Here is a 12502-nt window from a genome sequence, read left to right as displayed (position 1 = left end):
ATCGTATCTATAATGTTGCATTTTAGTCTGGTATGGTTTATAATGTAATAGAACCGAACATACATTCGATTAAACAAATTGCATACATTGTCTATGATCAGTCCAGAAACAGTAATAAGTATCCCACTATGTTACATTATACCACCTTTCCCTGGTATTTTATGTTTCAGCTTTTAATTCTTTCTGGAAGATTGATGCTATGCAATAAGATTAGAACTTCAAATTAGCAATCTTATTTACCCAACGGGAAAGGGGATGTACTTATGTCAGAGTATGAATATTATTACAATCTTATTATTGCCCGATTAAAAAAGGTTAATGAAAAACGGATAAAAGCCCTTTATTATATAATCGATGGTTTTCTGGGGGATAGCTGATGCTATTCCTCTTTTTTTTCTTCAAATTTCTTAAACTCTTTATATATATAGTCCCAATATTCGTCTGGGAGTCCCATCATCATATTTAGATAGAATTTCTTGAATTCATTCTTTTCATTTCCCAGCTTCCCAACATTTTGAAAATACTGCATATCATCAGGAATAAACATGTTTTCCTCGCCGCCAGCGCCGGTTCGGAGCCAGTCTTCATTTATATTGAATTCTCTGCAAATATCATCAATTAACCTCTCGCTTGGAGTACCTGTTGTAGTAAGTTTAGAAATGTATTGTTGCGAAACTTTTAGCCTCTTGGCAATTGCTGTTTTAGTCATTCCTAATTTTTCTATAATTAAAGCCACTCTGTAGTTTATAGATTCCAAATAAGTCACCCCCTTTTAACTGAAGTATATCATTCAATAAAACTACTGTCAATTAAAAACACAACTAAGTTGTGAAAATACATTGACATCACTATTTAGTTGTGTTATATTACAATTAAGTTGTGATAAAGAAAGGGAGGCGAGAATATGAAAACAGGTTATGCTGAAATTAGCCCTGATAGCATTCAGGAACGTTTAACGCAAGCAGAGGAAATGTCTCAGATCTGGGATAAAAGCCCAGAGGCAGTGCAGATGTATTTAAAAGGTTGTATGGCCACAGCGGCAGCTTTGGCAGGACAGCAGTGTGAGCCAAGAAAAGCAGGGTAATAAATATCGGCTGAAAGTAAAGAAGATTATAGCAATATGGAAAGGTGTACAAACCGTTCGACATAAGATCAAATAGGAAGGGGTGAGGCTATGGCTATAGTTAAAGAGGTAAAAAAAGGAGATACAACTTTCATTTTCCACGATGACTATTGCAAGAACACAACACCAGAAGAGGTAGAAGCTATTAGTAAGCAACTCGGAAAGATTGCATATCCTGCCCTCAGGGCAGCTTACTTACGGAAAGAGGGAACCGCCTGATGGCGGGTATGGTGGACAAGCTATTATTTGTCTTTGGTGAATTATGTAAACTAGAAAGAGCCCATTTATGAACAATGAAAAAATAAAGAAAAAGCACCTGCCATTATTACCAGTAATGACAGGTGCAAACTTTAATGCACAGCTATAAATCTCATAAATTTATTATAAGCTGTGCAGTCCAAAAAGTCAATAAAAACGGGAGTTTTAGCCTACATTTTTGACTTGATAAAAGGATTAAACTTAGAGGATGAGTACATATGCACAGGTATAAACAAATAGAGTTCAAGGCAGGTATTACCATTGAGGTTATAAAGTGTATTCCTAGAGGGTGTAGGGGTAGTGGATATGGGATACCGATTAAGAAAAAGACCTCTGAGGAAATGGCAGAGGCGAATATGAGACAAGCAGCCAGGAAGTTGGCAAGAAAGATAAATGCGAATTTTAAGCCGGGAGACTGGCACGCGGTTCTGACATACCGTAAAGAGACCAGACCAGATCCAGATACTGCACATAAGACCATAAAGAAATTGATTGATGGATTAAGAGGTAGATACAGAAAAAATGGTTTTGATATGAAATATATTCTCGTCACTGAATACAAGAATAAAGCAATCCATCACCATCTCATAATTAACAATGTGAATGATGGGAAAAAGACAACGTCAGATTACATAAGGGAACTATGGAAAGGGAATGGCAATCCAAAGTTTGTATCTCTTTACGACAATGGAGATTATCGAAAGTTAGCGGATTATTTCATTAAGGAGACTGAAAAGACTTTCCGGGAGGGCGATAGTCCAGTAAGACAGAGGTATTCATGTTCTCGTAACCTGATTACTCCAAAACCACATAGCCGTATCCGGAAAACAAAGAGCTTATGGAATATGGATCCGAAGCCCAGGCCGGGATACTACATAGATCAGGACAGCCTTTATAACGGAACGGACAAGCTAGGGTACCCATATCAACGGTATATCTTGATTAAGATAAATCCAACGGACAAGGACTGGGAGCCATGCAATGGTTTTCCGCCTGACATTGGAGAATAAGGAGAGTGAGAAGAAATGGTAATGCCAGAAAAATTAACATCAGAATTAGAAGAAGCCTTGGGAAAAGCATGGTCATGCAGTGAAAAGCCGCCAGGGAAATATATAGGTTCTATAACAAAAGGCAGCAGGACGTTTTATTTTTATAAAAATGGTCTGGAGTATTTTTATGAAACTGGCTTTGATAGAGAGATGAGGGAAAAGCTGAGAGCTAGGAAGAGACAGAGAAGGTATTAGCTTGTAGACTCAGTTTCCATGGAATATTTATTTCTAATTAAAATTTGAACAATTCAGTACATTGAAAACTTAATATTGATAGTTAGTAAGTTGGGTGTTATTCTATTATCAGACTATTTAAAGAATGCGAATAACAATGTATAAAAAAGTTGAGATTAGGAGGGGGCAATGAAACTGGAATTGGATTTAAATGAAATGACAAATTTTATTAGTAAATATGGTGTTGATCCATATGAATTATGCCCTTGTGGTTCTGGAAAAAAGTATAAGTGGTGCTGTAAAACAAAAATTATAAAAATAAAAAATGGTAGTGAGTTAAAAGCGTTATACCATAATTTAAAAAATCAGACTTGGAATCGTAGAAAATGGAAAACACAAATTTGTCATTGGGCAGGGTGTACAGAAGAAACTCAACATTGCCACTCAATTCAAAACAATAGATTTCTTAATCAAATATGTGGTGTAAATAAAGAGGTGTATCATTTTATTCCAATGGGAACAATGGAAAATGAAAAAATAGAATTAAAAGAGGAAACTATATCTTTAGCAAGTACATTTAATGGTTTTTGTAATTCTCATGACAAGGATTTATTCGCAATAGTTGAGCGAAATAACGAAATAACATTTTCCTTAGAACAACAGTATGTACTTGTATACAGGAATTTATTCTATATGCTATGTAAAATTGAGATTACCCAGCAAATAGTAATTAGCATGTCCTTAAGAGGAACTCCAAATTACTACAGCAAAAAATTTCAGCCAAGGACACTTGATGAAGCCAAAACTGCAATGGATTTAATATTAGAACTTAGAAAAAAACAAGTAACATATCAAGAGTATTTAGAATTAATTAAAGATATTGAGTCAAATTACGATACTTCCACTCATACTTGGATTATACATAATCCTACATTAATTTTAAGTAAAGTTCGAACCTTATCTGTAACTAATGCAAACTTTTGCTTTCAAACAGTAAGAGAATATTTGTCAGAAATTGAAGTAGAAAAAAAATATACAAACCCTGTATTAGATAATTTTGAAGATAAACGATATAACTATATTTCTACTATAATATTACCCAATGTTGAAATGAGCCAAATTACAATCTTTTTTGCTATTAGTAAAAAACATACAACAGAATCACCATTAAAATTTATAGAATATATTAATAATTGCACTGATAAAGAACTGGTTAATATTCTGAATAACATTATTATAGATGCATATGAAGAGTTGTATTTATCAAAAAGCAAATTGTATGATGTCTTTCCTCCAGAGCAGCAACGCGTTATTAAAGAAATTCTTACTCAACAAACATATAACGGTGATGCCCCCTTCTTGTTGGATGATATTTTATTAAATCCAAAATTCAATTTTATTAGTATACCACATTAAATTGGCTGAAATAGGTATTAATAAATAATGCGTAGTAAGAAAAGTGAATATTAAAACCATTAACTATCAGTGTTGAGCTGGTAGTTTTTTATTTCTCAAAATGCAAAAAAGGTATCTATAACAGTTTAATACGTGCAAGAAAAATTTAGGATAAACTAAAAATTATAGGGCTGGTTTGAATAGTAGAATGGAGTTATAAGTCATGAGTAACAAATACAGGTTAAGAAGCGAATCAACGGAGCAGGAGAACGTGATTTCATGGTGCTTTCATCATGAGAGAATATATCCGGAGCTTCACTGGATTCATCACTGTCCGAACGGAGGCAGCAGGCAGAAAGCAGAAGCAATCCGCTTGAAAGCCCAGGGAGTAAAGCCAGGGGTTCCCGATCTGTATCTTCCCATCCGAAAAGGGAAATATATTGGACTGTACATAGAAATGAAGTATGACAACGGGACACTGCAGAAAACTCAAAAAGAATGGTTATTAGCCATGAAGGCAGCAGGACATTTCGCGTGTGTGTGTTATGGATATGAAAATGCTGTTAATGTGATTGAAGAATATGTACAGCTTTTACCAGAACAGGAAATGAAGATAGAGAATGGTGTGATTTTAAAGTAATTCATTTCCTTATCCATTTTAGAAAGATATAAGGAGGACCGAAATATGTTTGATATATTTGGAGAGTTTGATTCAGTAGAAGAACTGAATAAGGCAGCAGAAGGGTTATTCAATGAAAATGACATGAATAATATATTAGTTCTGGCCAAAGAAAATGGAATACCAGAAGATTTTGCTAATCTTTATATAGCAGGGGATATACCGGAGCTGTCAGATGTCACCATGGCGGCCATGGGAAAGATCGACATGGAACTTCCAGAAGCTGTTAAGGCATATGGGGACACAGCAGATTGTGTGGCGGATTATATCAAGAGTCTTTGTGACAGGGAGCAATTTGCTTCCATGGTTCGAAGAAAAAGCAGAACCCTTATTAAATGTCTGGATAACATGAAAACAGAAGCTGAGAAGCAGATAAAAACCAGAAGTGGATGTCAGTGTGCCTGTATCCCACCTTCAACTGGATACAGAATGATTCGTGAATATTACGAAGGAGGTCAGGACCAATGAAACGAAAAGCCATTGAAACGGTACCAATGCTGGAACGGGAGTTAAAACAAACGAAAGAGGATTATACCGTGTTTTCACAGCTCCTTGAAATAAAAGGAGAAAAAATCTTAATACTGGATCTCTATAAGACCAGATGTATTTCAAAAAAGAGTAAGCTTATTCCAGAAAAACGGTATGTAACAGACCGGAAGGATTTTGAGACTTATAATCCGGAAAATATGAAGCCATGGGGGAAAGCTGGTCTGGAAACCTCATGGTATAGTATGCCAGATCTTTATTTCCCTGCAGGTGCAGCAGCTGCTGTATATGAGTTTCTTCCTCCCGCAAGTTGGGGAGACAGTGCAGAAAAAAGGCTGCAGGAGAATGAAAGAGATATAAAAAGTGAGACAGCTCAAAAGAAAAAGGAGTATCACCAGAATGCTATAGACAGACGGATCTCTTTGGTAAAGGACTTTCCGAAAGGTGCAGTGCAATGGTTTCATCAGCTGTTTGAAAAAGAACATTTTATATTCTATGAAACACAAACAAAGGTAAAGGCAGCAGGTGTCTGTTCTCATTGTCAGAAAGAAATAAAATACGACCGGAGAACAGAAAAGCCAATGCATAATATGCCTTGTAAATGCCCTTACTGTGGAATCGAAGGACTTTATAAAGTAAAGGGAAAACAGGATCAAGTTCATGTTCACAAAAAAGCAATTATCATGCAAAAGATAGAAGGCGGATTTGTAAGCCGTTTCCTTGAATTAAAATATCGTGCTTCTCCATTGGGTGAAAGTATAGATTTTGATCATGTGGAAGTTGCAAGATCGACTTACAATGGAAAACGAAGATACGATGATTATTCATACTATCGATATTATACTGATGAAATCGCCTGGACAGATTCCAATGTAAATAACATTAATAAAGGAATTGGATATCTATACCTGGATAACCTGGAACAGGTGCTTGATAGAACACCATTTAAATATTGTGCCATAGGGGAGCTTCAAAAACATACTAACGGTCCTATTCATCACACAGCACTTCTTGAGAACTATGAGCGGATGCCGTACATAGAGTATATGATCAAAATGGGGCTATATAGGCTGACAGAAGAATATCTGGAGCACCCATACACTTCTACAATTAATTATAAAGAAAAAAGGCCAGACAAGATATTAAACCTGCCCAAAGACAAGATAAAAGAGTTAATTGCGGAAAATGGTGGTCTGGATATGCTTAAGCGGTTGCAGGTTGAAGTTATCCTGAACCGGTCATTTACAGAAGAGGAAGTAAATATCATTCAAAGACATAAGGTGAATGTAGAGCAGCTTGCAGGGGTAATGGAGTATACAGGAATGACCAGATTTCTAAGGTATATGAGTAAGAGTTTAGGCAGTAGGCAAGAGGCAGGAAATTTCATACTGGATTGGAAAGATTATATCAGGATGCAGCAAACATCAGGCCTACAGCTTACTACAGCTAATCTGTTTCCGAGGAGTTTAAAAGCAGAACACGATAAAATGTTAAAGACCATTAAGGACATGGAAGATCTGGAAAAAAATAAGAAATATCAGGATATTAAAGGTCAGTATGTAGAACGCTATACATTTGAGTATAAAGACTTAGTAATTATAATACCAGAAACACTACAGGATATCGTGAAAGAAGGAAATAAGCAGCATCATTGTGTGGCCACTTATGTAGACCGGGTGGCAGCAGGTCAGACATGTATTCTTTTCTTACGAAAGAAAGAAGATCCAGATCAGCCATTTTACACCATGGAGATCCAGGGGACAGAAATCATTCAGTGCAGAGGGAAATGTAATGCAGATCAGACCACAGAGGTAAAGAGTTTTCTCAAGGCATTTAAAACATGTATAGAGAAACAGAAAATTGAAGCTGACCGGATACCGGCTTAAAGGAGGCAGATATGCAGGAATTAATGAATTATCGAGATAGAAAAGAAGAAATCAGGAAACGGCTCCGGGAAACAGCTGAAAACTTTGTTTATATTGGATATCAATTAAAGCAGGTCAGGGAAAGCCGGGAATATGAACAGGATGGATACACAGACATTTTAGAATTTGCTCAGAAAGAATACGGCCTACAAAAAGATGATACATACCGATTTATCCGGATTAATGACAAGTATTCCATAGATGGAGATTCCCCGGAGCTGGCCGATCGCTTCAAGGGGCTTGCGCAGACAAAACTCTCTGAAATGCTGAATTTGCCAGATGATGATGTAGATCTGATCACACCGGAAACAACCAGGGAAGATATAAGGGAGTTAAAGCGTTTTAATAATCAGCCACCGGAAGATGTACCGGAAAAAGAGGGGAGTGATATACAGAATATTATCCTGGAATTTTTCCGTCCAGCAGCAGGACGGCTAGCAAAAGGCCTTCACGAACTGCTCCTTGATCTTCTGGTTATTGTAACTGGTGAACGGACAGACCCGGTACTTACTTGTGAGGAACAGATTCAGGAATGTATAAATCCAAAAGGAAACGCAGTATTTCGGGCAGGGAGATATATGGTATTCCTCTATGATGCTCCACATGGAATGAAGTATAAGGTTTTTGGAGATAACGCAAACCATTCTATCAGTTATATGACCTTTGCAAAGACTGCCCATCTGATATTTACAAGCCGGAATCAAGATAGTGAACTGGATCCATGGGAGAATGTTTACGGTCCAGAACTTGAACCAGAAATAATTCCGGAGCCGGTTGAGCAGCAGGACAAGCTGGAAATCAAAAAAGAGCCTTATAAGGAAGCACCAAAAGAACCGGAAACAAAAGACATTGTGGATAATTTAGAAGATCAGGTGAATAGAGAAGAAAAAGGAGAAAATTATCCACAAAAAAATACAGAAAACAGTGAAAAAGCGCCGGCGCAACTGGAAGTAAATGAAAAGCAGGAAGTTCCAGTCTTTACTGGGGGTTCTGAACTTGGCGAGATTCTTGAAAAAGAGTCTATACAGGAAACCGATCAGATGGAATTCATAAGACAATTGGATATGGAGGATTATCCGGAAACTTTACCGGAGGGATATATAAAATGTCATGACGGAAGTGAGGTACAGGAAACTGAGACATGGAAGGCATGGAAAGATATTCAGAGCATTACGAATAACTTATATGACCAGATATGTAGTCAGGGAGAACCGGATATTGAGACTTGCCAAAAATTAAAAGCAGGTGTGGAAACTATGAAAATGATTCTGGAGGAAATGATACAGTTAATGGGGCAGTAGGCAGCAGGAAGATGTTGTGGAAGTAATACGAGAGTGGAGAAATAGAAAGGAGGAATCTTGGCGATTCCTCCCTGACCTACTATTCAATATACATCCATTGAGAATATAATGGAAAAAATAATACCTAGGCATATGAAAATAATTTTTTTCATATTTGACTCCTTTATAAGGAGCTGAAATGTAATATAAACCTCTCCTATCAAGCTTACGACTAATCAAAATATCATCAGTCGTAAACCCATTCTCCTATCAAACATACGACCAATCAAAAACGACCATCAGTCGTAAAAACACACACCTATCAAACTTACGATCAATCAGAATACTATCAGTCGTAAACCCATTCTCCTATCAAACATACGACCAATCAAAAACGTACCATCAGTCGTAACAAACACTCGCCTATCAAACTTACGACTAATCAAAAACGACCATCAGTCGTAACACACGCACTCCTGTCAAACATACGGCCTATCTAAATGTACCATCAGCCGTAAACACACTCACCTGTCAAATATATTACATAACAGCTAACTGTGGGTTACAGGATTATTATATTATAAACAAGAAAAACTGTAAAGGAAAAAGTAAACTAATTTATGAAAATGTTATTGACGAATAATTCAAGAAAAGTGGCTAGTCTCCCATTATGGAGAAAGAAAAATAAGAGAAAAAGACACTTCACAAGATGTGATGCTTTAGAAGCAGTTAGTGCTTTTTTAGATTATTGCAACAATTAAAATGGTATTTAAAAGAACTGTTGATTCTTGACTTTAGAAAATTTAACTAACCATTTTGTCAATGATGTCAAAATGGTTAGGCAGCAGGAGGTGATATTTATTTTGACAGCTAAGGAGTATTTATCCCAATTAGATGAACTTAATAAAAAAATATGGCATAAGAAGCAAGAACTTATAGAAGCTAAAAGTAATCGAGGTATATCGTTTTGCTATGATGGAATGGAATCTGAAAGGGTTCAGACTTCATTTATTGGTTCTAGTGGGAAACCGACTGAATCACAGGCATTGCGTATTGTGTCCTTGGAAGAGGACATTGAAAATAAAATCATTGAATACATGGAATTCCGACATAAGTTAATAGATCAGATACATGATTTAAATGATGGTCTATATATAGATATCTTATATCGACGTTATGTTAGGAACGAAAAGAATTTTACCCAAATTGCTTATGACATGGGATATTCATATAAATATATAATTAATAAGCATGGGGAGGCCTTAATAGCCTTTGAAAAGATACATCAAGAATTGTTTAGAAACAAGAGTGCCTAAATGAGGAAAAGGGATGGAAAATATTTAGAAAAGACCTGCTATACTATTAATGTGCAAAAAGGGCTTCCAGATAGGAGGCCCTTTTTAAATCCCGACAAGATTTCGTTACCATCATATGAGAGGAGATGGTAACATGAATAGTTTTATTAGTTGGATTGGTGGCAAGAAGCTACTAAGAAAAAAGATTTTAGAGCAATTTCCGGAGCAGGAATCCTTTAATCGATATATAGAGGTATTTGGAGGAGCCGGGTGGGTATTATTTTCACGTGATAAGCACGCACCTATGGAGGTATTTAACGATGTAAACGGTGAGTTGATTAATTTATATAGGGTTGTAAAATATCACCCAGAAGCTCTGCAGAATGAATTGGAATGGCTGCTTATGTCTAGGGAGCAATTTTTTGACGAACTAAACAGAAATACCAGAGGCATGACAGATATTCAGAGAGCAGCCAGGTTCTTTTGTATAATAAAAGAGAGCTTTGGGACTAATCTTCATACATTTGGAGTTTGTTCAAAAGATATACGCAAGGCAGTTGATTATCTTAAAGAGGTATCGGATCGATTGAACAGGGTGGTAATTGAGAATCAGGATTTTGAGCAATTAATCAAAACTTATGATCGCCCTGATGCTCTATTCTACCTAGACCCACCATACTATGAAGCAGAGAAGTATTATCCAGATCGATTTAACCCGGAAGATCACGAACGGCTGCGGAAATGCCTGGGCAATATTAAGGGAAAGTTTGTATTGTCTTATAATGACTGTCAACAGATTCGGGATCTGTATGAGGGATATACGATAATTGAAGTAGACCGGATAGACAATCTCGTTATTAAGAATGTTAGTCGAAAATATAAAGAACTTATTATAAAAAATTTTGAATAGTTTTATCTCCTTACGGTTGCCGGGTGTGACAGCCCGGTGGCCGATTAATTCCTGATATTCTCCTTTTTGAAGACGCCTGTCGATTTTTGGTCGATGGGTGTTTTCTTTTGGAAAATTATGTTATATAATAATCCCATGATATTTTTTGGGGAGGAAAGAAGTATGAGGCTCTATAGTATGTATTTTATTTGTAAAAATAATATTGAAATCATTAGAAATTTTAAATTAGATACCTTAAGTAACGGTACCGGACAAATTAATCGTGTAAAAGGCTGGACTGATATAATTATATCATTAAATAAATTGGCAAATGTCCCAGGAATAAAAAAATATTCTGAAAAGCTATATGAGAGCGTACCTGTCATGGTTCGAGAACGTGATGGCTTTGATTTGAGCATAGACGTTGGCGGTAAGGTTGAATCAGCAAGAAAGGAATTATTGTGCAGTATTAGTACCATTATAGACATGTATGAGCAAATGGGGCTTGCACAGAGTACGGATACGGGATTTGATATAAGACTTCCTCAGTTTTATTCAATAAAGGATTTTTCTAATTGCATTAAAGATCTGGAATTTATTATAAACCAATGCCCATTTTTAAACGTTCCAGATGGTGAAATTAAATTTAAATCGGCAGATGTTGGTTCATTTTGGATTACTTTTTTTGTTGTAGGAACTGCAGCTAGTCAGATATTATTTAATTTTAGCAAATTAGTTGACGCGGCAGTGAAAATACAATCTCATATTGTAACAGTAAAGCAACAAGAAGAGCAATTTCGATCTATGCAACAAAAAAACGAATTAACTTCTGATTTGATTGATGCATTTAGAAAAGTGAATAAATCCTTGGTTGTTAGTGCCGTTCATGAGCTAGAACCGGGTTTAGGATCTTTAGAAGATGGAGAAGAAGTTGATAAAGTAGGTAGGAGCATTGAAAAGTTGGCTGATTGGATGAACAAAGGGTTAAAAATTTATTCAACAATAGATGCGCCTAAAGAGGTGAGAGATTTATTTCCTCCCCAAGAAGAACAACTGTTATTAAATGATGATGTTATTAAGTTAATTGAACAAAAGGAAAAAAAATAAACAATAAAACATTAAGGCTGATACAATCCCACTTAAGTAGACAGATGAAATAATTAAATTCATCTGTCTACTTAAGTGGGATTTTTCATGTCAAAATCAAAATTCTCAAAAGAACAATGAATACAGGCTCGCCACAGCCTATAAGTACATTATAGATCTGGAGGAATATGGAAGCAATAAAAGTTTTATAGACATCTGTTAGTGCAGGTGTCTATTTATTATAGCGGAGTAGAGCAGTCTGGTAGCTCGCCAGCCTCCTTAGCTGGAAGTCAGAGGTTCAAATCCTCTCTCCGCAATTATTTGGAGGTAATTATGATTTATAAAAGATGTCCACATTGTGGAAAAAGAATCCAATCAGGAACAACCTGCAAATGCCGTAAGCGTGAGTACCAACCGCCATCAGGTATATACAAGCTTTATCATACACAGAGATGGAGAGATTTACGATCTGTAGTTATGGCAAAGTATAACGGTATAGATTTATGGGCCCTTCATCAACATGGGAGATTGGAGTATGCAGAGACAGTGCACCACATTGTTCCGACTTCAGATGATGAAAACCTTTTCTTTATATTCAGCAACCTGATCCCGGTATCCAGAGCCAGTCATGATGAAATACACATGCTCTATAAGACAGATAAACAGGCAACGCAAAAGATATTGATGGCAATATTATCTCAGGAAGGCATAGGGTAGGGGGGTATGAAAAAAGTTTCGGCAAATTACCCAAGACCGCAGCCCCTCCTTTCTTCACACAAAACTCCAAATAAGAAATTTTGAAATGTAGGTGATAAAAGGTCAAAAAATAGAAAGCCATTAGATCAGCAATCCGGCAACCTCAC

At 36.3% G+C, this 12502-nt stretch carries 14 protein-coding genes and 1 tRNA gene; 14 read left to right on the top strand and 1 reads right to left on the bottom strand.

Annotated elements, in window-relative coordinates; all coding sequences use genetic code 11:
• Positions 1-379: 379 nt before the first annotated feature.
• A complete protein-coding gene (locus DS742_RS05315) occupies positions 380-757 on the bottom strand; it encodes a helix-turn-helix domain-containing protein (RefSeq protein ID WP_117415979.1) in 378 nt (125 codons plus the stop codon).
• 147 nt (positions 758-904) lie between these two features.
• On the opposite strand from DS742_RS05315, the gene DS742_RS05310 reads away from it, so the two are divergent.
• The 14 genes from DS742_RS05310 (at position 905) to DS742_RS28590 (ending at position 12356) form a co-directional block, all read left to right on the top strand.
• The gene (locus DS742_RS05310; protein ID WP_117415978.1) at positions 905-1084 is read left to right on the top strand and encodes a hypothetical protein; all 180 of its coding nucleotides are present in this window, start codon (positions 905-907) and stop codon (positions 1082-1084) included.
• A gap of 90 nt (positions 1085-1174) precedes the next feature.
• Positions 1175-1342, top strand: coding sequence for a hypothetical protein (locus DS742_RS28740; RefSeq protein WP_170313370.1), 168 nt, complete (start codon positions 1175-1177; stop codon positions 1340-1342).
• 257 nt (positions 1343-1599) lie between these two features.
• Complete coding sequence (locus DS742_RS05305) at positions 1600-2391, top strand: rolling circle replication-associated protein (RefSeq protein ID WP_117415977.1); 792 nt, start codon at positions 1600-1602, stop codon at positions 2389-2391.
• Between the two features lie 15 nt (positions 2392-2406).
• The gene (locus DS742_RS05300; protein WP_117415976.1) at positions 2407-2625 is read left to right on the top strand and encodes a hypothetical protein; all 219 of its coding nucleotides are present in this window, start codon (positions 2407-2409) and stop codon (positions 2623-2625) included.
• Between the two features lie 168 nt (positions 2626-2793).
• A complete protein-coding gene (locus DS742_RS05295; RefSeq protein WP_117415975.1) occupies positions 2794-4020 on the top strand; it encodes an SEC-C domain-containing protein in 1227 nt (408 codons plus the stop codon).
• A gap of 202 nt (positions 4021-4222) precedes the next feature.
• The gene (locus DS742_RS05290; protein ID WP_117415974.1) at positions 4223-4639 is read left to right on the top strand and encodes a VRR-NUC domain-containing protein; all 417 of its coding nucleotides are present in this window, start codon (positions 4223-4225) and stop codon (positions 4637-4639) included.
• A gap of 45 nt (positions 4640-4684) precedes the next feature.
• Positions 4685-5146: a Cas9 inhibitor AcrIIA9 family protein gene (locus tag DS742_RS05285; RefSeq protein WP_117415973.1), complete on the top strand. Its 462-nt coding sequence runs from the start codon at positions 4685-4687 to the stop codon at positions 5144-5146.
• On the top strand, positions 5143-7050 hold the full coding sequence (locus tag DS742_RS05280; RefSeq protein ID WP_117415972.1) for a PcfJ domain-containing protein: 1908 nt from the start codon (positions 5143-5145) through the stop codon (positions 7048-7050). The genes DS742_RS05285 and DS742_RS05280 overlap by 4 nt, the downstream gene beginning before the upstream one ends.
• An 11-nt stretch (positions 7051-7061) precedes the next feature.
• Positions 7062-8390, top strand: coding sequence for a hypothetical protein (locus tag DS742_RS05275; protein WP_117415971.1), 1329 nt, complete (start codon positions 7062-7064; stop codon positions 8388-8390).
• An 842-nt stretch (positions 8391-9232) separates the two neighbouring features.
• The gene (locus DS742_RS05270; protein WP_117415970.1) at positions 9233-9685 is read left to right on the top strand and encodes a hypothetical protein; all 453 of its coding nucleotides are present in this window, start codon (positions 9233-9235) and stop codon (positions 9683-9685) included.
• Positions 9686-9818: 133 nt separating this feature from the next.
• Positions 9819-10574 (top strand): DNA adenine methylase, encoded by a 756-nt coding sequence (locus tag DS742_RS05265; RefSeq protein ID WP_117415969.1) that lies wholly within the window; start codon positions 9819-9821, stop codon positions 10572-10574.
• A 162-nt stretch (positions 10575-10736) separates the two neighbouring features.
• Entirely contained in the window at positions 10737-11660 is a 924-nt protein-coding gene (locus tag DS742_RS05260) for a hypothetical protein (RefSeq protein ID WP_117415968.1), read from the top strand.
• Positions 11661-11882: 222 nt separating this feature from the next.
• Positions 11883-11956, top strand: a tRNA-Arg gene (locus tag DS742_RS05255).
• Positions 11957-11972: 16 nt separating this feature from the next.
• Entirely contained in the window at positions 11973-12356 is a 384-nt protein-coding gene (locus DS742_RS28590) for an HNH endonuclease (protein WP_147325722.1), read from the top strand.
• The last annotated feature ends 146 nt before the right edge of the window (positions 12357-12502 follow it).

Origin of the sequence: Lacrimispora amygdalina, assembly GCF_003432035.1 — a bacterium.
Lineage (GTDB): Bacteria > Bacillota > Clostridia > Lachnospirales > Lachnospiraceae > Lacrimispora > Lacrimispora amygdalina.
The sequence above is the reverse complement of the archived record's forward strand: the minus strand, read 5'-3'. Positions and strand labels throughout refer to the sequence as shown.

Excerpts from the sequence above, each read along its gene's own strand:
- DS742_RS05310 (WP_117415978.1), top strand. The coding sequence starts at position 905 with ATGAAAACAGGTTATGCTGAAATTAGCCCTGATAGCATTCAGGAACGT.
- DS742_RS05305 (WP_117415977.1), top strand. The coding sequence starts at position 1,600 with ATGCACAGGTATAAACAAATAGAGTTCAAGGCAGGTATTACCATTGAG.
- DS742_RS05295 (WP_117415975.1), top strand. The coding sequence starts at position 2,794 with ATGAAACTGGAATTGGATTTAAATGAAATGACAAATTTTATTAGTAAA.
- DS742_RS05280 (WP_117415972.1), top strand. The coding sequence starts at position 5,143 with ATGAAACGAAAAGCCATTGAAACGGTACCAATGCTGGAACGGGAGTTA.
- DS742_RS05290 (WP_117415974.1), top strand. The coding sequence starts at position 4,223 with ATGAGTAACAAATACAGGTTAAGAAGCGAATCAACGGAGCAGGAGAAC.
- DS742_RS28590 (WP_147325722.1), top strand. The coding sequence starts at position 11,973 with ATGATTTATAAAAGATGTCCACATTGTGGAAAAAGAATCCAATCAGGA.
- DS742_RS05260 (WP_117415968.1), top strand. The coding sequence starts at position 10,737 with ATGAGGCTCTATAGTATGTATTTTATTTGTAAAAATAATATTGAAATC.
- DS742_RS05265 (WP_117415969.1), top strand. The coding sequence starts at position 9,819 with ATGAATAGTTTTATTAGTTGGATTGGTGGCAAGAAGCTACTAAGAAAA.
- DS742_RS05285 (WP_117415973.1), top strand. The coding sequence starts at position 4,685 with ATGTTTGATATATTTGGAGAGTTTGATTCAGTAGAAGAACTGAATAAG.
- DS742_RS05275 (WP_117415971.1), top strand. The coding sequence starts at position 7,062 with ATGCAGGAATTAATGAATTATCGAGATAGAAAAGAAGAAATCAGGAAA.
- DS742_RS28740 (WP_170313370.1), top strand. The coding sequence starts at position 1,175 with ATGGCTATAGTTAAAGAGGTAAAAAAAGGAGATACAACTTTCATTTTC.
- DS742_RS05300 (WP_117415976.1), top strand. The coding sequence starts at position 2,407 with ATGGTAATGCCAGAAAAATTAACATCAGAATTAGAAGAAGCCTTGGGA.